We start from the raw sequence: 20,989 nt of genomic DNA on the forward strand, positions 1-20,989 counted from the left end.
CCTCCGCCTGTTCCTAGAACTTGCAGGTGTTCTCGGCGAGGGGCTTGAACGCCTCGGCCGCGGGAATGGTCTTAATGATCTTCTCGTAGTCCCACTCCTCGGTGACCTCGCTCTTCGCCTTGACCTGGGCCAGGTAGACGTCGTGGATCATCCGGTGATCCTCGGCCCTGACCTTGCCGTTCTTGGCGAAGACGTCCTCGAAGGCGTGGTTCTCCAGCGTCTTGACGACCGCGTCGGAGTCGTCGGTGCCGGCCCGCTGGACCGCCTGGAGATACTGCATGGCGGCGGAGTAGTTGGCGGCGTGCGCGAACGTGGGCCTGGCGCCGGTCCGCTGCTTGAACTTGTCGGCCCAGGCGCGGTTCTCCGGAGACTCGTTCCAGTACCAGGCGTCGGTGAACTTGGTGCCCTCGAACGCCGCCACGCCGAGGGAGTGGATGTCGGTGATGAACATCAGCCCGACCGCCAGGTCGACCCCCTTGTCGCGCAGCTTGAACTCGTTGTACTGCTTGACCAGGTTGACCAGGTCGCCGCCCGCCTGCATGGTGCCGAGCACCGCCGGTTTGGGGTTCATCCCCGGCGCCTTCAGCAGGAAGGTGGAGAAGTTGTCGTTGGGGAAGGGCGTCGGGTCCTTCGCCAGCACCTTGCCGCCCGCCTTGGAGATCGCCGCCGTGAAGCTCTTCTCCATGTCCTGGCCGAAGGCGTAGTCGGGGTAGACGATGTACCAGTCCTTGGCCCCTTCGGCCGTCACGGTCGTGCCGGTGCCGTTGGCCAGCATGTAGGTGTCGTAGGCCCAGTGGAACGTGTACTTGTTGCACTGCGCGCCGGTCAGCTCGGTGGTCGCGGCGCCGACGTTGATGTAGAGCTTCTTCTTCGCCTTCGCCTGCCCCGCCACGGCCAGCGCGGCCGAGGAGGTGGGCACGTCGAGGATGATGTCCGCCTGCTGGCGGTCGTAGAGCTCCTGGGCCTTGGAGTTGGCCACGTCGGGCTTGTTCTGGTGGTCGGCGGTGACCACGTCGATCTCCTTGGCCACGGCCTTGTCGCCGTGTTCGGCCTTGAAGTCCTCGATGGCCATGGTGACGGCCGTGACGCTGTTCTTGCCCGACAGGTCGGCGTAGACGCCCGACTGGTCGTTCAGCACGGCCAGTGTGATCTTGCCGTTGCTGATCTTCTCGTCGCCACCGCCGGGCCCGCCGCCGCACCCGGCAGCCACCACCGCGATTCCCGCCGCCAGCGCGGCCGTACGGCTAACGCCCATGGGTTGCTCCTTCATATTCCTAGGTATTCGAGAAGCTCGTGTTCACGTGCCCTGACCTGGGCGTTGTCCAGCGATTCGACGACCCGGCCCTCGGCCAGCAGGTAGTGCCTGTCGGCCACGGTGACCGCGAAGTGCACGTTCTGCTCGATGAGCAGGACCGTCACGCCCTGGGTTTTGATCTCCCGCAGGATGTCGCCGATCTGCTGGACCAGCAGCGGCGAGAGCCCTTCCGTCGGTTCGTCGCAGAGCAGCAGCCGGGAGCCCATCCGCAGCACCCGCGCCATCGCGAGCATCTGCTGCTCGCCTCCGGAGAGCTTGGTGCCGGGGAAGCGCCGGCGCTCGGCCAGCCGGGGGAACGCCTCGTAGACCCGTTTCAGCGACCACGGGTCCGGCCCGACCACGGGGGGCAGCAACAGGTTCTCCTCGACGCTGAGCGACGCGAAGATCCCCCGGTCGTCCTGGACCCAGCCGAGCCCGAGCCTGGCCCGCCGGTGCACGGGGAGCGCGGGCAGCGCGGCGCCCTCGAACTCGACCGTGCCGGTGAGCTGCTTGTGCAGTCCCATCACACAGCGCAGCAGAGTCGTCTTGCCGGCGCCGTTCCTGCCCACCAGGGTCACCACCTCCCCCGGTTCGACCGCCAGCGAGACCTCGCGCAGGGCCTGGGCCTCGCCGTACCAGGCGGACAGGCGGTCAATGCGCAGCATCGGCGTCTCCCAGATAGGCGGCGATCACCCGGGGGTCGGCTCTCACCTGCTCGTAGGGGCCCTCGACGAGGACCTTGCCGAACTGGAGCACCGTCACCGTGTCGGCCAGCGCCCCCACGACCTGCATGTTGTGCTCCACCAGCACCACGGTCCTGCCCGCCCGCACCCGTTGGATCAGCTCGACCGTGCGCGCCACGTCCTCCATGCCCATGCCGGCCGTCGGCTCGTCCAGCAGCAGCACCTTCGGGTCCAGGGCCAGCGCGAGAGCCAGCTCCAGGGCGCGCTTCCTGCCGTAGGCGAGGCTGTCGGCGGGCTGCTCGGCCTGCTCGGTCAGGCCGACCTCGGCGAGCAGTTCGAGCGCCCGGTCGCGGAACCGGTGCAGGACCTTGTCCGACCGCCAGAAGCGCCAGCCGAGCGAGGTGGCGCTCTGCAGGGCCAGCTCGACGTGCTCACGCGGGGTCATCTGGGCGAACAGGCTGGTGATCTGGAAAGATCTGGCGAGGCCGAGCCTGGCCACCCGCTCGGGGGGATACCCGGTGATGTCCCTGCCGGCGGCCACGATGCGCCCGGCCGTGGGCTTGTGGAAGCCGGTGAGCAGGTGGAACAGGGTCGTCTTGCCCGCTCCGTTGGGACCGACGAGGGCGTGCACGGACCCGTCGGCCACGTCAAGGCCGACCTCGTCGACGGCGCGGAAGCCCCTGAACTCCTTGACGAGGCCCTCGGCGCTCAGGATGGAGCCACTCACCGCGTGTCTCGCCGGAACGGTCGCAAGTCTCGCTCCTTTGTGCGTTCCTTCATGTGACCGGGAACGCTAGGACACGCCTTGACCGCGAGCTATGTGGACCGAGCACACATTTGGTCAGACCCGAGAGTCGGTGTGGCACACGTCACACGCTCTGGCCACCGCGTCCACAGCGGGCCACCGGTTCATGTAGGTGATCTACACACTTCGGTGGGCGACCAGAAGCTCAGAGCCGGTAACGCGACTTCCCCGCCCGTGCCAGGCGCACGAGGTGGCGGGCGCCCGGCACCTGGGCGGCGGCGCGGTGGAAGACCGAGCGGCGGGGCTCCAACGCCGGTTCCACGGCCACCGAGGGCCGCACCATGATCCGCCGCCCCCGGTGCATCTCCAGCTCGAAGCGGAGCCCGACCTCGCGGCCGTCCGTGCGCAGCGAGGGCACCCAGGTCCCCGGGCCGAGGTAGCCGGCGGCGGGCATCCGGCGCATCGGCACCTTGGCCACCAGCTGACCGGCCATCTTGCCGGGAATGCCCGGTTCCACCAGCCCTGGGACGCAGATCTCCCGGGAACCGTTGCGCAACGTCAGCTCGACCGGCGGCCCCCCGCTCGGCGGCACGTACGGCACCGGCACGACGATGAAGACGTGCCCGTCACGCCGGGCGGTGGAGGCGCCCAGCGACACCAGCGCGATCGACTCGGCGAAGCTCTTCGGCTCGACGCACACGCCCAGTTCGCCGTCGTCGGTCCAGCACGGGACGACGAGCCGCCGGGGATGGTCGGCCACCACTCCCACGCAGTTCAGCGGCTTCCTGACCCGGCCGATCCGGGTACGGGCCTGGTAGGCGCCGCTGTACAGGCGCACGTGCACCTCCCACAGGCCGCGGGGCAGCGGGTGGCCGCCGGCGGCGGTGCCGACGTCGAGGCGGACGTCGCCGACGAGCTGGACGCGGGCGTCGCGGCCCTCCCCGCGGGAGACGATCTCGCTGGTGGCGGGCAGCACGTGCGTCGCGCCGGACTCCGTGTGCCGGAGGTAGACGTTCAGGCGGGCCATGGCCACGTCCTCGGTCACGTCGGTGAGCGAGGGGCACAGCACGGAGTCCGCGATCGGCAGCGGCGGACGCCAGTACAACCGGTCGTCCTCGGCGGTGAACGTGATCGGCCTGCCGTCCGGCCCGACGATCTCGGCGTCTATGGCGAGGGTGAGCACGCCGTCGTCCCAGCGCACCTCGTCGAGGTGCGCGCGCAGGCCGGTGCCGCGGGACAGCCCGGCCAGGATGACGAGCTGGTCCAGGCGGCCCGCGCGGAGCAGGGCCGCGACCGCGCGCAGGTGGACGGGGAGCATCGGGTCCAGGCGGGTGGGGAAGCGTTCGAGCGCCAGCTCGCGCATGGCGCGGTAGAGCACCGCCCGGTCCTGCGAGGACGACACGAACCTGGCGCCGATGAAGGGGCGCAGCACCGCGGCGCGGAGCCAGTGCGCGTAGATGCGGTCTCGCTGCCTCCCAGGCTGCGTGTGCCGGTCGATGACGTCCAGCAGGGCCCGGAGTTCCCTCGCGGTCGCCGCGGGCTCCTGAGAGGAACGTCGGCGTTCTCCCACCCGGCAGCAGACGTGGTCGGCGAGCACCGCGACCACCTTGGCGGCCAGGTACGCCTGCATGACGAACGCCTGCTCCGCCAGCGGCCCCGAGTGCTCGGCGAACCGCAGCCCGTGAGCGTCGAGGAACGCCTTGCGGAAGAGCTTGTGCGGGGTGAGCTGGGTCAGCAGGCGGTCGCGCAGGATGTCGGCCCGCTCCCGGTTGGCGTAGAACGCGGTGGCCGGCGCGCCGTTGTCGCGGACCAGCTTGCCGACCAGCACGTCGGCCTCGGCGGCGACGGCCCGCGCGTGCATCCGGTGCAGCGCCTCGCGGTCCAGCCGGTCGTGCTGGTCAAGCAGGTAGACGTACTCGCCGACCGCCGCCGCGAGGCCGGCGTTCCTGCCGCGCATCGGCGAGCCCGTCGGTTCCAGGTGCAGGATCCGCACGTTGGGCCGGGTGCTCGCGATGACGTCGAGCCGTTCTGCGGTGCCGTCGGCCGACCCGTCGTCCGCGAAGATCACTTCGTACTCGTCCGGCGGCAGCGACTGCTCAAGGAGCGACCGGATACCCGCATCCGCGCCTCCCCCGGGATTACGCACCGGCATGATCACGCTGACCTTCACACCCATGTGTGCCAGCGTGCGGCGTCAACCGGGGAGACGCACTCGGACTTGCCGATTCAGGACGGAATCGCGGCCTCTCAATACCAGCCCTTGGCCATGGAGTGGGCCCAGGCGCCGCAGGGCGTCTTGTAGCGGCCCGCTATGTAGCCGAGACCCCACTTGATCTGGGTGGCGGGGTTCGTCTGCCAGTCGGCGCCCGCACTGGCCATCTTGCCCCCGGGCAGCGCCTGGGGAATCCCGTAGGCACCGCTACTGGGGTTCATCGCCCGTTCGTTCCAGGTGCTCTCCTTCATCCAGAGCCGCTCCAGGCAGCCCCACTCGGAGTCCCCCCACCCGCGGGCGGAGAGCATCTCCTTGGCCACGGCCTTGTTGCTGCCGGGGTCGGGGTCGCTGCCCGGCGGGAAGTTCTTCGGCAGGAAGCCGTCGCCGCCCGGAGCCTGCGTGGGGATCACGACGGCGTTGAGCCCCTTGCGGTCCCTGCCCTCGACGAGCGCGTCCTTCTTCATCGCCTGTACGGCCTGCTCCTTGAGCGCGTCGGCGGCCGGGTCGGGGGCGTAGGGATCGCCGCTCATGAGGCTCGCCCAGTCGGCCAGCGTCAACGGGTCGGCGGGCGTGTTGGCGTTCTGGACGGCGGTGTAGGCGGTGAAGCCGCCGCCCCCGACCAGGACCACCAGGGTGACCCCGAAGATGATCACTCGCTTGGGAGTGAGCCACGAGGAACCGCCGGAGGAACGGCGAGGACTACGGCGACGGGCACGCTGGCCCTGCGGCGCGGAGCGCTCTCTCAACTGCGGACGGGAACTCACGACCTATGAGCTTGCCGTGAACAGGGGGGTGCTCCGCAACCGAATCGCGATTCTCGGTTGGCTTGAGGCATGAATCCCGTTTACCAGTAGATGGCGTGATCAGGGATAAGCCTGGTAGTGCGCCTGTTTCGGATGAGGTGTGATGTTGGTCACAACTATGGAGGTCCGCCCCTCGCGCCCCCGCAGCAAAGGGAGGACCTACTTCAGCCTTGTGGTGCCACGTGCCGGTTGGATGGGTGCCGTGTCACAGTTTCGTGACATAAGGGGATTCATCGGACAGTGCACAATAATGTGCCGCGTGGCTGGCATCCTCCTGGTGGAAGACGATCCCTCGGTCCGCACGGGTCTCGAGCTCGCGCTCACCCGGCAGGGCCATTCCGTCACGGCCTTCTCCACCGGCGAGGAGGCGCTCGACCACATCCGCGCCCGGCGTCCGGAGATCGTGATCCTCGACGTGATGCTGCCCGGCATCGACGGCGTGGAGGTGTGCCGCCGCATCCGCAGACTGGACCAGCTCCCGGTGATCCTGCTCACCGCGCGGGGCGACGACCTCGACGTCGTGGTGGGCCTGGAGGCTGGGGCGGACGACTACGTGGTCAAGCCGGTCGAGCCGCGGGTCCTCGACGCGCGGATCCGGGCGGTGCTGCGCCGCGTCGAGTCCGCGTCCTCCGACCGGATCTCGTTCGGCGACCTGGTCATCGACCGGGGCGCGCTGAAGGTGACCCAAGCCGGGCGTGAGATCCACCTGACGCCGACCGAACTGCGGCTGCTGCTCGAACTCGTCCGGCATCCCGGCCAGGTGCTCAACCGCAGATACCTGCTGCGCGTCGTCTGGGACCACTCCCACGTCGCCGACTCGCGACTGGTCGACGCCTGCGTGCAACGGGTCCGGGCCAAGATCGAGCCGGTGCCCGCCGAGCCGGTGTTCATCCACACCGTGCGCGGGTTCGGGTACCGCTTCAGCCCGCCGTGAAGCCGCTCAGGCGGATGCCGACCGGGCTGCGCACCCGTCTGGTGATCACCTTCACCCTGGTGGCCGTCACCGCGTCCGCGCTGGTCGCCGGGATCGGCTACCAGCTCGTCAGGAACGCCCTGATCAACCGCACCGAACGGGCCGCCCTGTCCGACGTCACGCGCACCCTGGAGCAGATCACGGTGCCCATGGGCGACCTCTGGCCGGGTGAACTGCCGCCCACCAGCGAGGAACTGGCCGAGGTGCAGAAGACGCTCGGCGGGCCCGGCCGCGAGGTCATCGTCCGCTACCAGAGCACCGTCTACCCCGACCGCAACCTGCGGATGGACGACGTGCCCGGCGAGATGCAGGGCCAGGCGCTGCGCCGGCTGGTCACCCAGCGGGCGGTCATCGACGGCCAGGTCTGGCTGGTCATCGGCACCCAGCCGCACCGGACCGCGCGCGACGGCACCATCCAGCCGACCGGTATGACGGTGTTCGTGTTCGTCTCCCTCGTCGAGGAACAGCGACTGCTCGCCGACCTGCGCGAAGGACTCGCCCAGGCGGGCGCGATCACGCTGATCATCGGGCTCACCGGGGCCCTGCTGTCGGCCCGGCGAGTGCTGCTGCCGGTACGCAGACTCGGCGCGGCGGCCCGCGCGCTGGGCGCCGGTCACCTCGACACCCGGTTGCCCGTGCACGGCCGCGACGAGCTGGCCCGGCTCTCCGCGACCTTCAACGACACGGCCTCGGCCCTGGAGAAGAGCGTGAGCGAACTGCGATCCCTCGAAGCCATCTCCCGCCGTTTCGTCGCCGACGTCTCCCACGAACTGCGGACCCCGCTGACCGCGATGACAGCGGTGACCGACATGCTCAGGGAGGAGGCCGAGCGGCTGCCCGGGGCCCCCGCCGAGGCGGTCCACCTGGTACTGCACGAGATCGAACGGCTCCGCGTGCTGGTCGCGCACCTCATCGAGGCCAGTCACATCGACGCCGGGACCGCCACGCTCCGCCTGGAGCACGTGCTCATCGCCGACGCGATCTGCGACTGCCTGGAGATGCGAGGGTGGAGTGACCAGGTGCGGGTGAACGTCTCCGAAGGACTGTCGATCTCCCTGGACCCACGCCGCTTCGACCTCATCGTGGCGAACCTGGTGGGCAACGCGCTGCGACACGGTGAGCCGCCGGTGATGGTCACCGCCCGCGGCACCGACAACGGGCTGGAGGTCAAGGTGCGCGACCATGGAAAGGGCATCCCGCCCGAGGCCATGCCCCATGTCTTCGACCGCTTCTTCAAGGCCGAGGCGGGCCGTACGCGGAGTGACGGCAGCGGGCTCGGGCTGTCGATCGCCAGGGCCAACGCCCAGCTCCACGGCGGGACGATCTCGGTCAGGCGGCAGGAGCCCGGCACCCTCTTCACGGTCTGGCTGCCGCACTCGTGAGACGGTACGCCCGGATTCTGCTCGTGCTGCTGCTGGCCGTACCGATGGGGTGCGGGATAGAGCCCTCCGGAGTGCTGGACCGCGGCAGCGCGCCGGTGATCAGCGCCAACCCCACCTTCGTCACGGTCTACCTGCTGCGAGAGGGGCGGCTCGAACCGCGCAGGGTCTCGGCCGCGTCGAGCACGATCGAGGACATAGTGGACGCCCTGTTCAAGGCGAGCGAACCGCCCCCGCCGGGCCTGAAGTCGGGCCTGGCCGGCTTCACGCACGCCGACAGCCAGACCTCGCGGTACGGCCAGGCTGTGCGGAACGACCCCGAGGTGCCCGGCGGGCTGCGGCTGCACGTCTTCGTGCGCGGCGACGGCGGGCTCAGCCGCGCCGCCCTCGCCCAGATCACCTGCACGACGATGGGGCTGCCCGAACGGCGGATCTGGGTCGTCCAGGTCACCCAGATCTCCAGCTCGACCGGGACCCCGCGAAGCTGGGGGGAGCACGTGTGCAGCGAGTTCCGCGATCTGGCCTCGCCGGACGACCGGCTCCCCCCGTGACCCGTCAGACCCCGATGTCCTCCAGCATCTCGGTCACCAGCGCGGCGATCGGCGAGCGCTCGGAACGGGTCAGCGTCACGTGCGCGAACAGCGGATGCCCCTTGAGCTTCTCCACCACCGCGACCACTCCGTCGTGCCGGCCCACCCGGAGGTTGTCACGCTGGGCGATGTCGTGGGTGAGCACCACCCGGGAGTTCGCGCCGATCCGGGAGAGCACGGTGAGCAGCACGCCGCGCTCCAGCGACTGGGCCTCGTCCACGATCACGAACGCGTCGTGCAGCGAACGGCCGCGGATGTGGGTGAGCGGCAGCACCTCCAGCATGCCGCGTTCGAGGACCTCCTCGATCACCTCAGGCGTGGTCACCGCGCCCAGCGTGTCGTAGACGGCCTGGGCCCACGGGCCCATCTTCTCGTTCTCCGAACCGGGGAGGTAGCCGAGGTCCTGGCCGCCCACGGCGTACAGCGGGCGGAAGACGACCACCTTGCGGTGCTGGCGGCGCTCCAGGACCGCCTCCAGGCCCGCGCACAGGGCCAGCGCGGACTTGCCCGTGCCGGCCCGGCCGCCCATGGACACGATCCCGACCTCGGGGTCCATGAGCAGGTCGAGCGCGATGCGCTGCTCGGCGGAGCGGCCGTGCAGTCCGAAGACCTCGCGGTCGCCGCGCACCAGCCGCACGGACTTGTCGGGCAGCATCCGGCCGAGGGCGGACCCCTGGCTCGACAGCAGCCGCAGACCGGTGTGGCAGGGCAGTTCCCTGGCCTCCTCCAGATCGGCCGTGCCGTGCTCGAAGAGGGACGCGACGTCCTCGGTCGTCACCTGGACCTCGGCCATGCCGGTCCAGCCGGACTCGACGACCAGCTCCGCGAGGTACTCCTCGGCGACGAGGCCGATCGATGCGGCCTTCACCCGCATCGGCAGATCCTTCGACACCAGCACCACTTCACAGCCCTCCGCGGCCAGCGAGCGGGCCACGGTGAGGATGCGGCTGTCGTTGTCGCCCAGCCGGAAACCGACCGGCAGGATCGACGGGTCGCTGTGGTTGAGCTCCACCCTTATCGTGCCCTCGCCGACCGGCATGGGCTCGTCCAGCCTGCCGTGCGTGATCCGCAGATCATCGAGGTAACGGAGGGCCTTACGGGCGAAGTACCCCAGCTCGGGGTGGTGCCGCTTGGCCTCCAGCTCTGTGATCACGACGATCGGCAGAACCACCTCGTGCTCGGCGAACCTGGTCATTGCCGCCGGGTCGGCGAGCAGGACCGAGGTGTCGAGCACGTAAGTCCGCCGCTTGGCACGGCGGCGGGACGGTGATTTGCGTGAGGATGGGTTACTCGAGGACACTGCCACGCGTTCTCCCCCGGGCGCCAGTGGGATGGACGCCCTGACCAGATGAGGTGGGATGCGGACCGGACCCGGAACTGCGCTCGGACCATGCCGAGACGGCGCCGAATTCCGGCCCCCCTCAACAGGTGGTTGCGCAAAGGCGGGCCCTCTCCGGAGTAGGCGGACTCTGCCCGCCTGCCTCCTACGGTACGTCCTGAATACCCGGTCCCCAATACGTCAAGCCTGTCCGAAAGGGGGTGTTCACGTGCCGTTTCCAGCGCGCATACCGTCTCAGGTGCCGTACCGCCTGTGCCGCGCGGCATAGGATCGCAGCGCCCGCAGGAAGTCGACCCTGCGGAAATCCGGCCAGTAGGCCTCGCAGAAGTAGAACTCCGAGTGGGCGCTCTGCCAGAGCAGGAATCCGGAGAGTCGCTGCTCCCCCGAGGTCCGGATGACCAGATCCGGGTCGGGCAGGCCGCGCGTGTAGAGATGCTCCGCGATGTGCTCCACATCGAGGACCTCGACGAGGTCCTCGATGCTCGCCCCCTTGCTGGCGTGCTCCTGGAGGAGAGAGCGCACCGCATCAGCGATCTCACGTCTTCCTCCATACCCAACTGCAACGTTCACAATCAGCCCGGGTCGGTGCGATGTGGCTTCTTTAGCATCTTTCAGGACACGAGCTGTGTGATCGGGCAGCAGATCAAGGGCTCCCATGGGGTTGATGTGCCAGTCGTCGGCGACCAGCTCCTGCACCACATCTTCGATGATCTTCATCAACGGCTCGATCTCGCCCTTGGGACGAGTGAGGTTGTCGCTGGACAGCATCCAGATGGTGACGATCTCGACGCCCGCCTCGCGGCACCACGCCACCAACTCGGCGATCTTGTCCGCGCCCTTGCGATGCCCGCGGGCCACGTCGGCCATGCCCATCGAACGCGCCCAGCGGCGGTTGCCGTCGATGATGACGCCGACGTGCCTGGGAATCATGTCGCGGCGAAGCTTCACCTCCAGCCGGCGTTCGTACAGACGGTAGGCCACGTCGCGGACGCCCATCGAATCCTCCCTCCGGCCGGTGCCATGCCCGGACCACAGGCAATTATCACCGCCTTCTGGAGGTGCCTGCCCCCTCTACGGGGTTCCTGCCGCGTTCCCGCACAGGTTCTCCACATCCTTCGCCCAGGCAGCGCTCGACCTCCGTGACGAGTTCGCCGAGAAACTCACCCAGTTGCGCCGAGGTGAGTACGGCACGCAGCCCGAGCCCGCCCGCACCCCACGCCTCGACGATCGCCCGCCTGGTGAGCCGCCATTCCCCCGGCGCCGGACGGTCCCGCGCCTGGATCCAGATCGGCCGGGTCCGCAGCAGGCAGCGCAGCTCGCCGCCACCCGCCACATCGGCCCGCTCACGGCACCTGAACGCGAACAACTCCGTCTCCGGCCCCTCCCCGGGAAAACGGTCGTCCGGATCGACCCAGCACCCGCCCTGCTCGGCCCGCGCCGCCGCCACCCCCAGCGCCAGCCGCGCCAGAACCCACCCGCACCGCTCCCCCACCATCCCGTACGGCGTGCCGTCCCGGCGAAGCTCAAGAACGACCTCGTACGGCACGCCGACGCTGTCCGTACAGGTCAGCGGAGTAACGGTCAGATATGACCCGTCCACGCAGCGAAGTCCCCCCATGCCTGTGAGGTATCCCCGGCGGACCCACTCAAACTCCGGCCGGCGATGACGCCGCAGACGGAGGGCCGGAGTCGTTCCGTCCAGCCGATTCCGATCCGCCCGCCGCCCGCCGCCCGCCGCCCGCCGCCCGCCGCCCGCCGCCCGCCGCCCGCCGCCCGCCGCCCGCGACGAGTTTGCCCGTATGGAGACGCTCGGGGAGCCGGCCGAAGAACCGGCGCGGTCATCGTCGCGGAAACCTAGCTGCCGCCACACCCTCCGCCGCAACCCCCGCCACAGCCACCACCACCGCCGCCCCCGCCACCGGACCCTCCGTCGGAGCCCCCGCCGCCGTAGTCGCCCCCGCCGTAGCCACCCCCGCCGTAGGAGTCGCCTCCCACCGAACCACCGCCGCAGGCACCCGTCGCGCAGCCCGAACCGCCCGCCACGGCGTTCTTCTTCTCTTCTGCGTCGAGTTGGTCGGCCAATTCGTTGTCACCGGCCTCGCTCAGGCCGTACAGCGCGACGGGAAAGCCCACGGCGGCCGAGAGACCCGCGCCGGCGGGCACCGGGCCGCCCCTGAGGTGGACGCGCTGGGCCACCGCCAGCTCCTCGCGGCCGGCGAGGGTGACGACGTTGCGCAGGCCGCGGCGGAGGCGGCGGCCGGCGATCAGGCCGACGACGCCCATGCCGCCCGCGACCGCCACCGCGGCGAAGGAGAGGACGTTGACGACCGCGGGCCCCACGGCGACCAGCGCCACCATGCCCGCGGCGAGCACGACGGCCCCGGCCGAGACGATCCTGAGCCTGGCCACCAGGCGGGACGTCGGCACGAAGCTGCCGTCGGGAACGAGCAGCCCTCTGCCCGTGAGGTGATAGCGCAGCCCGTGGATCGCGGGGCTGTCGGCCAGCTCGCGGCGGAGGTCGCCGGCGGAGCAACCGCCCGGACGGGCGGCGACGGCGTCGAGCACCGCCTGCTCCACCGCCTCCGCCGAGGAAGGCGCCCCGTGCACCGGGTTGATCGCGCCGCCGCGGGAGACCCGGATCGCACCCGATCTGGCGAGCACCGCGAGCGCGGTGTTGATCGCCCGCCGCGGACCGCCCGCGAGGTAGGCGAGCGGGTAGGGGCCGAGTTGGCCGGCACGTCCGATGGCACTGAGCGAACGCACCCTGCGGTACTCCCGCCGTGCCTCGGCTCTCGTCGATCCGACCAGAGCCGCGGCCAGCGCACCAAGGATGAGAAAGACGAACTCCACTCCGCCTCCCGGGGGGAAGGAGGGGGCCGTGATGGGCCCCGTCTGCTATGTAGACGCGCGCCGGGCCCGCCGAGTTTCCCGCACGCGCGACCAGAATCCGCGACGGCGGGGAGCGGGCGGTTCGGCGGGCCCGGGAGCGAGCCAGTCGGCGAAGGCACGGGCGTCGGCACGGGAGCCGCCCGGCGGTTTGGGCCGGCCCTCGGCGTACGACGCGAAGAGTGCGGGGAACTCGCCGCCGAGGGAGCCGACCAGGTCCGGCGCGCTCAGCGCCACCAGCCCGCGCCGCTTCGCGATCAGGGAGGCCGCCTGGATCGCGAGCCGCCGCTCGTCGAAGCCGACCGGCCCGGGACCACCGGCCACCAGCGCCGCCAGCAACTCCCGCTGCGCCGCGGCCAGCCTCGCCCGCGCGTCCGGCGGGCCGCCCTCACCGACGTCGGGCACGAGACCTCGCGTCTCTGAGGCCGGCGAACCGCCCCCGCCAGGTCCAGCCACCGGACCTCGCCTCCCTGCCTCGGTCGAACTCGACGAACCGCTCCCCCCAGGCCCAGCCACCGGACCTCGCCCGCCCGACGCGGTCGAACCCAGCGAGCCGGCCTCAGCCACCGGACCTCGCCCATCTGACGCGGTCGAACTCAGTGAGCCGGCCTCAGTCATCGGGCATCACCCGTCTGACGCGGTCGGACTCGGCAAGCCGGCTTCAGCCACCGGACACCACCCGCCTCACGCGGTCCAGCTCGGCGGCCAGGGCGGCGTCGCTCGGGTAGGCGTCGTCCCACTCCAGCAGCACGCCCGGCGGGCGGGTGCGGGCGCACAACTCGGCGAGCAGGTCGAGCACGTCCGGCGGCACCGACGCCGTGTGGGTGTCGTGCCAGACGCCCTCGTGCAGGTGCCCGCCGGCCACGTGCACGTAGGCGAGCGCGTCGAGCGGCAGACCGTCGAGCGCCTCGCGGGCGTCCAGCCCCAGGTTGACCTGGTTGGTATAGAGGTTGGCCACGTCGATCAGCAGCCCGACCCCGGTTCGTTCGACCAGTTCGCCCAGGAACTGCGCCTCGGTCAGCTCGTCGCCGGGCCAGCCGAACAGCGCGGCCACGTTCTCCAGCGCCAGGGGCACCGGCAGGGCCGCCTGCGCCTGCCGTACGTTCTGCACGATGACCGACAGCGCGTCGCGGGTGCGCGGGACGGGCAGCAGGTGCCCGGCCTCCATGCCGCCCGCGCGTACGAACGCGAGGTGCTCGCTGACCAGTGGCGCGTCCAGCGCCCGCGCGCACGCCGCCAGGTGCGCGAGGCCCTCGGGCGCGGGCGGTTCGGCGCCGCCGAGGCCGAGCCCCACTCCGTGCGGGATGACGGGGATCCCCTTCGAGCGCAGCACACGCAGGGATTCGGGCAGGCGGGCAGGGCGGAGACTCTCGGCGATGACCTCCACGAACTCCACACCCGGCAGCCGCTCCACGGTCAGGTCGATCTCGGCGCGCCAGCCGATGCCGATCCCGAGCTCCTCGGCCGTCACCCCCCACCACCGCCTCCGCCGCCGCACCCGCCGCCGCCACCCCCGCCGCATCCCCCTATACCGCCGCCCCTGGACCAATTGCCGGAGCCTCCGGAACCTCCCGAGCCGCCGCGAAACCAACCGCGAAACCAACCGCCTGAGCCGGTTCCTGCCGCGTCTCGGGCCGGGTAGTCCTCGCCCGAGGAGCCCAGCCAGGCGCCGTCCGCGTACGCGCCGTCGTACGAGCCCGTGTAGGAGCCGCAGTGACCGGGAGCGCAGGAACTCGCGCGGTCATGGCTGTGCGCGGGAGTACGGGCGTCCGTGCGCAGCGCGTCGGCGAGGTCGCGGTCGGGCAGCCTGGTCAGCCCGCGCAGCGCCACGGGGACGAGATCGGTCGTGCTCCGCGCCGCGCCGTCGGCCGTCAGGGTGCCCGCGCCCGCCCGCGCGAGCAGCGCGCGGCCCGCCGCCGACACCGGGGTGGCCAGCCGCCCACGCAGCCAGTACGCGCACGCCAGGGCCGTCGCCAGGGCCGCCACCGCGATGACCAGTGGCACCACGTACACGCCGCCGGTCATGCTGAGGACGGCGACCATCGCCGCCGGCACGGCGAGGCCCTTGAGCACCCCGATCGTGCGGCGGACGCGGTGCGTCTCCGCGGGCGACAGCAGGAGCCGTTCACCGGCCAGCCGCTTGGCGATCTGCTGGATCGGGATCTGCGCGCCGGCCCGGCGCCGGATCCGCGCGGCCGGCTGACCGCGCCTCCTCATCCGCACGACTTGGTACACCGCGTGCTCCACGGGCAGCCCGCGGTCGGGCGTGAACCCTTGGACCGGCCGTACCGTGCCGTCACGGGCGACCCGGACGGCGTCCTGCCCGATCAGGGACACCATCGCCGTGTTGACCGTCCGCCGTGGGCCGCCCGCGAGGTAGGCCGCCTCGTAGAGGTCGAGGGACCGGTCCGCCCGGGGTCTGGCCCAGATCAGCGAGACGCCGAACCACGCTGCGATGAGCGCCACCGGGAGCAGCAGCGTCAGGGAGACCGAGTAGAGCACCACATCCAATGTCCGCCTCCTGGGGAGGAGGGAGCCTCAAACGCGCCCCTTCATCACGTCTGACGCTCAGTGTGGCGGAAAGGTTTCGCCCGCGCGCTCCGGCCTCGTGGGCGAAGCCGGAGCGGGCGGGCGGTGGTCAGATCAGGCCAGGCGGCCGAACAACGCGTTGTACTCGTCCCACAGCTCCTTGGGCAGGCGGTCGCCGAAGGTCTCGAAGTGACCGGGGATCAGCGACGCCTCCTCCCGCCAGATCTCCGGGTCGACGGACAGCAGCGTCCGGAGGTCCTCCGGCGACAGGTCGAGGCCGTCGGTGTCGAGCTCGGCGGGCAGCAGCCCGATGGGCGTCCGTACGGCTTCCGCCGTGCCGTTGAGGCGCTCGACGATCCACTTGAGCACCCGGCTGTTCTCGCCGAAGCCGGGCCACAGGAACGTGCCGTCGGCGCCCTTGCGGAACCAGTTCACGTAGTAGATGCGCGGCAGGCGGGCTCCCGGCCGCTTGCCCATCGCGATCCAGTGAGCGAAGTAGTCGCCCATGTTGTAGCCGCAGAACGGCAGCATCGCGAACGGGTCGCGGCGCAGCTCGCCGACCTTGCCCTCGGCGGCCGCGGTCTTCTCCGACGCCACGTTGGCGCCGAGGAAGACCCCGTGCTGCCAGCTCAGCGACTCGGTGACCAGAGGTACCGCGCTCGCGCGCCGGCCGCCGAACAGGATCGCCGAGATGGGCACGCCCGCGGGATCCTGCCATTCCGGCGCGATCGTCGGGCACTGCCCGGCGGGTGTGGTGAAGCGGGCGTTGGGATGCGCGGCCGGCTCGTCCGAGGCGGGAGTCCAGGAACGACCCTTCCAGTCGGTCAGGTGCGCGGGCGGCTCGTCGGTCATGCCCTCCCACCACACGTCGCCGTCGTCGGTGAGCGCGACGTTGGTGAAGATGCTGTTGCCCCAGAGCGTCCTGATCGCGTTGGCGTTGGTCGTCTCGCCGGTGCCGGGCGCGACGCCGAAGAACCCGGCCTCCGGGTTGATCGCCCGCAGCCGGCCGTCCGGTCCGAACCGCATCCAGGCGATGTCGTCGCCGATCGTCTCGACCTTCCAGCCGGGGATCGTCGGTTCCAGCATGGCCAGGTTGGTCTTGCCGCACGCGCTGGGGAAGGCCGCCGCCACGTAGCGGGCCTCGCCGTCGGGCGGGGTGAGTTTGAGGATGAGCATGTGCTCGGCCAGCCAGCCCTCGTCACGGGCCATCACGCTGGCGATGCGCAGCGCGTAGCACTTCTTGCCGAGCAGCGCGTTGCCGCCGTAGCCGGAGCCGTAGGACCAGATCTCGCGGGTCTCGGGGAAGTGGCTGATGTACTTGGTCGTGCTGCACGGCCACGGCACGTCCGACTGGCCGGGTTCGAGCGGGGCGCCGACCGAGTGCACGGCCCTGACGAAATCGCCGCGCTCCTCGATGAGCCGCAGCGCGCGCTCACCCATCCGCGTCATGATCCGCATCGACACCGCGACGTACGGCGAGTCGGTGATCTCGACGCCGAGCTGGGAGATGTCGCCGCCGAGCGGTCCCATGCAGAACGGCACGACGTACATCGTGCGGCCCTGCATGCAGCCCTCGAACAGGCCGTCGAAGGTGCGGCGCATCTCGGCGGGATCGACCCAGTGGTTGGTCGGCCCCGCGTCCTCCTCCTTCACCGAGCAGATGAAGGTGCGGTCCTCGACCCGGGCCACGTCGGAGGGGTCGGAGGCAGCGTGAAAGCTGTTCTGCCGCTTGGCGAGGCGGGTGAACGTGCCCTGCTCCACCAGCAGGTTCGTCAGGCGGGTCCACTCCGCTTCCGAACCGTCGCACCATTCGACGCGGTCGGGCCGGGTCAGATCGGCGATCTGGCGGACCCACTCGATCAGCTCCGCGTGGACGGTCGGGGCGGGCGCCTCAACAGAAACGGACACAGTCACGGCTCCTTTACTCTCTCAGGGCCAAAACATCATCAACGACCGATCCACTCGAAATCCAATTGGCGTAGACCAGTCGAAAGGCCCTCCCGGATGCCTTAGAACATCTGGGGCGCTCATTTCAACATGGTTCCCGACAAGTAAATTCGGTGGTCGCCGAGACGCATCTCCCGTACCTCCTGACGAGGTCAGCACGGGTGGCGGCACAACGATCCAGAGAGAGTACCCAGCTGCGGCCGACTTAAAGAATGTCGTGCGTGCAGTGGTTTAGGCCATTCCAAGAGGTCTAAACCAATCGCCGGTAAGGTTTAGTCCAGTGAAACCACCGGAATCCCTGCGCACACGGGGAACGGCGCCCGCACGACGTACGGCGAGACGCGGGCGGCGCCTCGCCGTACGTTCAGGAATTGATGTCGGGACCGGCCGCCCTGACGCGGTCGACGTGCTGCAGCGCGTCACGCAATTCCGCCAGCCAGGTATCGGTGTGCCGGCCCACGAGACGCACGCACCACGCCAATGCGTCGCTGCGACTGCGTGCCACTCCCGCGGCCACCAGGGTGTCGAGAACCTGGCGCTCCGATTGCCGCAAACGGGTCATTACGGGCACCGAGAGTGTGGTGAACATCACGGTCTCGCCGCCGGACGCGACACCCCACGAAACCTTGCGGCGGAACTTGTGCTCCACCTCGCGCGCGATCTCGATGCGCTGTTCGCGCGTCTCCTCACGGAACCGGCGGATGAGCCCATCCACGGCCGCGGCCCGCTCGGCGTCGGGCGCACCCTCGGCCAACCGGGGCTCGGGCAACGCGCCGACGAGGGTGATCTCCTCACGGTCGAGGACGATCTCCGGCGGCGCGGCGAACCAGTCTCCCGGCAGGCGGCCGGTGAACCATCCCCGCAACTGAACGACTGCTTCTTCGCTTTCCATGTAATTTAGATTACACCTCTGCTGGGCAAAGGCCAGTACTCCTCCTCTACGGCATGCGTCGTGCGCTAACTGTCAGCGGTTCAGCCGGCGTGACCTGCGGGGACCCGGTGACCGCACCGGAACGGACCACACGGAACTGACCCGATCAGGTCAGCGGGCGCGGGCGGCGACCTGCGGGCTCACCCGGATCACGCCCGCCAGGTTCCTGGTGCCGACGGGCGCGATCTTGACGACGTCGCCGGTGCGCGGCGCGTGCAGCATCTTGCCGTCGCCCCAGTAGATGGCCACATGCGAGATGTAGCCGGGATTCGTCGGATCGTGCCGCCAGAACAGCAGGTCGCCCGGCTGGGCCTGGGCGAGCGGCACCTGCGGGCCGGTGACGAACTGCTGGTGGGTCACCCGCGGCATCCGCACCCCCGCCTGCGCGTAGGCCCACTGGACGAGCCCGGAGCAGTCGAACGTGTCGGGCCCCTCCGCCCCCCAGACGTACGGCCGGCCGAGCTTGGAGATGGCGGCCTTCAACGCGGTCTCCACCTGCGGCACCGACATCAGCGAGCCGGTCGGCCAGGTGGCGCGGGGCTGCGTCTGCGTCCGGCCCTTCGGGGGCGGCGGGGTGAGCACCGGGTTCATGGTGGCGATCTGCGTCCCCTTGGGCAGCACCCGTAGCAGCGCGGCGCGCAACTTGGTGGTGTCCTTCTTCGGGGCGCTGATCACCAGCGCGTTGTTCTGCGGGATGCCGAGCGTCCTGGCCGTCGGGCGGGAGACCACGGCGTCGATCGAACCCATGCCCATCGTGGCGTAGGCGCCGATGCGCAGGGTGCGTCCGGCGGTGCCCACGGTCCTGCCCAGGGTCAGCCCGCCGTCGTTGCCGAGCACGAACGAGACCGCCACGTCACCGGCCGCCACGTTGCTCCACAGCGCGTCGGACTTGGCGGTGGGGCTCGGCGTGTAGGCCCGGAAGGTCGACGGGTCGACGCCGAGCGTCTGGACCCGCTTGCCGTCGAGCATCACCTCGGCGGCGTCGGCGAGCTCCACCGCCTTGACGCCCTTCACCTTGGCGACCCTGGCGAGGGACGCCTTGGTCAGCGGCCGGCGCGCCACGACGAACAGGTGCGGCTTCCTGAGCTCGCCCAGCGGCTCGACGACCCGCGACGGGGCGGCCTCGGCGACGTAGCCGCTGCTCACCCGTTGCGGGGCCCGCTGCACGGTGGCGACGACCCGCCCGTCGTCGCGCGGGGTCAGATTGTTCAGGACCATCAGGTCGGCGGCGAGCACCCCGACCGCCAGGACGGCGATGACCGGGACGGCCCGCCGCGCCAGCCGGGAGCGCCGGGGCGGGGGTGGCGGCGGGGGCGGAAACGGATGGGGAACGACGAAGGTCATGCGCGCGCCCTCGTCGAGCACGACACCACCCCCTCCGCCCGCTTGCACGCGGTCCGACCCGATTCCGCCATATGAGAATGCCGCACTTCAGGATCGATGTGCACGTCTTCCCGGCAAAAAACTTTACCCGGTCATGACAATCCGCCGCGGCCTTGGCGACACGCGGCGGATCAATCGGACATCGCCCTCAGTTACCGACGTACGGCACCGCCTCGAGGACCTCCACCGTGTTCTGGCGGCCGTTCGGCATGGTGTAGGTCGCCCTCTCGCCGATCTTCTTGCCGTTGATCGCCGAGCCCAGTGGGGACCTCGGCGAGTAGACGTCGATCGGGGCGCCGCTCTCCTCCCGGGACGCGAGCAGGAAGGTGACCTCCTCCTCGTCGCCGGCGAACCGGATGGTGACCGTCATGCCGGGGCCGACCACGCCTTCGGTGCGTGGCGCCTCGCCCACCTTGGCGTTGTCGAGCAGCTGGCGAAGCTGGAGGATGCGGCCCTCCATCTTGCCCTGCTCCTCCTTCGCGGCGTGGTAGCCACCGTTCTCGCGCAGGTCGCCCTCTTCACGGGCGGCCTCGATCTTCTTGGCGATGTCGGTGCGCCCCGGGCCCGAAAGGTACTCCAGCTCCGCCTTCAAGCGGTCGTACGCCTCCTGGGTCAACCAGGTGACGTTCTCGTCGTGGGAGTCGGCCACGGGTTCTCCTTGCTTCCTCGTACTGGGGGCATTGCTCTCGGTGATGCGCTGGGCACGCTCGAATTTCGAAAGGCTAACAAGTTAACGGCCCGAGCGCTTCCCCAAATGTCTCACTATACGAGATAGCAGTAGTGCACGTGAACCGATGTTGCCTGGGCCGTGGTGTCCAGGCGATCAGTACGCACGACATATGCCTCACCAGCGGGAATGTTGACCTCTCGGGTGCCCACCTCGATGTGATTCGTATCTGTGGCGCGCAGGCGGCAAAGGGCCGCTCGACCGGAAGGCTTGTGTATCTCATAGGTTATCTCAGCCGAGCTGCCACTGCCCGCCTTGAAGGCGATCACCTGGTCGATCACCTCGGTCTCGCCCTTCGAGGCCCACATGACATACCCCCACCCACCGGCCACGATCGCCACGAGCACCCCGATCACGAGGTGGACGACGAACCTCCCGCGGCGCTGCGGACGGTCGGGGAAGTCGTCAGGGGTGCCGAGCACAGGGCTGTACGGCCGGCCTGTCTCGGCCTCGCTGGTGGCCATGGTGGAATCTCCCTGCACGTCTTCGGCGTTATCCGAGACAATTGTCTCTCGCGGGGGTCCTGCCCTCGCCACCGCCCAAGAGAAACCGGCCTCTCTCGCCGAGG

The 20,989-nt window shown here is 70.2% G+C and carries 20 protein-coding genes; 3 read left to right on the top strand and 17 right to left on the bottom strand.

The features are described 5' to 3' along the window. Nucleotides 1-13 precede the first annotated feature (13 nt). The 5 genes from MBA17_RS26425 to MBA17_RS26445 all read right to left on the bottom strand — a co-directional run bounded on the left by MBA17_RS26425 (nt 14) and on the right by MBA17_RS26445 (nt 5,587). Nucleotides 14-1,255 (bottom strand): ABC transporter substrate-binding protein, encoded by a 1,242-nt coding sequence (locus tag MBA17_RS26425; RefSeq protein ID WP_238499278.1) that lies wholly within the window; start codon nt 1,253-1,255, stop codon nt 14-16. Nucleotides 1,256-1,266: 11 nt separating this feature from the next. Continuing rightward, nucleotides 1,267-1,959, bottom strand: coding sequence for an ABC transporter ATP-binding protein (locus MBA17_RS26430; protein WP_238499279.1), 693 nt, complete (start codon nt 1,957-1,959; stop codon nt 1,267-1,269). Then, a complete protein-coding gene (locus tag MBA17_RS26435; protein WP_238499280.1) occupies nt 1,946-2,704 on the bottom strand; it encodes an ABC transporter ATP-binding protein in 759 nt (252 codons plus the stop codon). The genes MBA17_RS26430 and MBA17_RS26435 overlap by 14 nt, the downstream gene beginning before the upstream one ends. A gap of 223 nt (nt 2,705-2,927) precedes the next feature. Then, nucleotides 2,928-4,898: a glycosyltransferase family 2 protein gene (locus MBA17_RS26440; protein ID WP_238499281.1), complete on the bottom strand. Its 1,971-nt coding sequence runs from the start codon at nt 4,896-4,898 to the stop codon at nt 2,928-2,930. Nucleotides 4,899-4,969: 71 nt separating this feature from the next. Continuing rightward, nucleotides 4,970-5,587 carry an aggregation-promoting factor C-terminal-like domain-containing protein gene (locus MBA17_RS26445; RefSeq protein ID WP_455432855.1) on the bottom strand — a complete coding sequence of 206 codons (618 nt, stop codon included), beginning with the start codon at nt 5,585-5,587 and terminating at the stop codon, nt 4,970-4,972. 409 nt (nt 5,588-5,996) lie between these two features. On the opposite strand from MBA17_RS26445, the gene MBA17_RS26450 reads away from it, so the two are divergent. From MBA17_RS26450 to MBA17_RS26460, 3 genes are read left to right on the top strand one after another with little or no spacing between them, the layout of a single operon-like run. Then, entirely contained in the window at nt 5,997-6,671 is a 675-nt protein-coding gene (locus MBA17_RS26450; protein ID WP_238499283.1) for a response regulator, read from the top strand. Continuing rightward, nucleotides 6,668-8,092, top strand: coding sequence for a sensor histidine kinase (locus tag MBA17_RS26455; RefSeq protein WP_238499284.1), 1,425 nt, complete (start codon nt 6,668-6,670; stop codon nt 8,090-8,092). Before MBA17_RS26450 ends, MBA17_RS26455 begins: the two co-directional genes overlap by 4 nt. Further along, nucleotides 8,089-8,640: a hypothetical protein gene (locus MBA17_RS26460; RefSeq protein ID WP_238499285.1), complete on the top strand. Its 552-nt coding sequence runs from the start codon at nt 8,089-8,091 to the stop codon at nt 8,638-8,640. Before MBA17_RS26455 ends, MBA17_RS26460 begins: the two co-directional genes overlap by 4 nt. Before the next feature lie 4 nt (nt 8,641-8,644). Here MBA17_RS26460 and MBA17_RS26465 read toward each other — a convergent pair whose 3' ends face one another. From MBA17_RS26465 to MBA17_RS26520, 12 genes are all read right to left on the bottom strand, one after another. After that, nucleotides 8,645-9,913 (bottom strand): PhoH family protein, encoded by a 1,269-nt coding sequence (locus MBA17_RS26465; protein WP_455432856.1) that lies wholly within the window; start codon nt 9,911-9,913, stop codon nt 8,645-8,647. 339 nt (nt 9,914-10,252) lie between these two features. Next, entirely contained in the window at nt 10,253-11,014 is a 762-nt protein-coding gene (locus tag MBA17_RS26470) for an isoprenyl transferase (RefSeq protein ID WP_238499286.1), read from the bottom strand. Nucleotides 11,015-11,060: 46 nt separating this feature from the next. Next, on the bottom strand, nt 11,061-11,618 hold the full coding sequence (locus MBA17_RS26475) for a hypothetical protein (RefSeq protein WP_238499287.1): 558 nt from the start codon (nt 11,616-11,618) through the stop codon (nt 11,061-11,063). A 254-nt stretch (nt 11,619-11,872) separates the two neighbouring features. Next, nucleotides 11,873-12,868: a TIGR04222 domain-containing membrane protein gene (locus MBA17_RS26480; protein WP_238499288.1), complete on the bottom strand. Its 996-nt coding sequence runs from the start codon at nt 12,866-12,868 to the stop codon at nt 11,873-11,875. A gap of 45 nt (nt 12,869-12,913) precedes the next feature. Beyond that, on the bottom strand, nt 12,914-13,309 hold the full coding sequence (locus MBA17_RS26485; RefSeq protein WP_238499289.1) for an SCO6045 C-terminal-like domain-containing protein: 396 nt from the start codon (nt 13,307-13,309) through the stop codon (nt 12,914-12,916). 256 nt (nt 13,310-13,565) lie between these two features. After that, nucleotides 13,566-14,375: an MbnB/TglH/ChrH family RiPP precursor modification enzyme gene (locus tag MBA17_RS26490; RefSeq protein ID WP_238499290.1), complete on the bottom strand. Its 810-nt coding sequence runs from the start codon at nt 14,373-14,375 to the stop codon at nt 13,566-13,568. Then, entirely contained in the window at nt 14,372-15,409 is a 1,038-nt protein-coding gene (locus MBA17_RS26495; protein WP_238499400.1) for a TIGR04222 domain-containing membrane protein, read from the bottom strand. The genes MBA17_RS26490 and MBA17_RS26495 overlap by 4 nt, the downstream gene beginning before the upstream one ends. Nucleotides 15,410-15,547: 138 nt before the next feature. Next, nucleotides 15,548-17,341 carry a phosphoenolpyruvate carboxykinase (GTP) gene (locus MBA17_RS26500; protein ID WP_238499291.1) on the bottom strand — a complete coding sequence of 598 codons (1,794 nt, stop codon included), beginning with the start codon at nt 17,339-17,341 and terminating at the stop codon, nt 15,548-15,550. Nucleotides 17,342-17,744: 403 nt separating this feature from the next. Continuing rightward, a complete protein-coding gene (locus tag MBA17_RS26505) occupies nt 17,745-18,272 on the bottom strand; it encodes a hypothetical protein (protein ID WP_238499292.1) in 528 nt (175 codons plus the stop codon). A 150-nt stretch (nt 18,273-18,422) separates the two neighbouring features. Further along, nucleotides 18,423-19,676, bottom strand: a complete 1,254-nt coding sequence (locus MBA17_RS26510; protein WP_238499293.1) for a C40 family peptidase — start codon at nt 19,674-19,676, stop codon at nt 18,423-18,425. 166 nt (nt 19,677-19,842) lie between these two features. Then, nucleotides 19,843-20,343: a transcription elongation factor GreA gene (gene greA, locus MBA17_RS26515; RefSeq protein ID WP_238499294.1), complete on the bottom strand. Its 501-nt coding sequence runs from the start codon at nt 20,341-20,343 to the stop codon at nt 19,843-19,845. A gap of 113 nt (nt 20,344-20,456) precedes the next feature. Continuing rightward, nucleotides 20,457-20,885, bottom strand: a complete 429-nt coding sequence (locus MBA17_RS26520; protein WP_238499295.1) for a DUF4307 domain-containing protein — start codon at nt 20,883-20,885, stop codon at nt 20,457-20,459. Nucleotides 20,886-20,989 lie beyond the last annotated feature (104 nt).

Origin of the sequence: Dolomitihabitans soli (assembly GCF_022213955.1) — a bacterium.
GTDB lineage: Bacteria > Actinomycetota > Actinomycetes > Streptosporangiales > Streptosporangiaceae > Streptosporangium_A > Streptosporangium_A soli.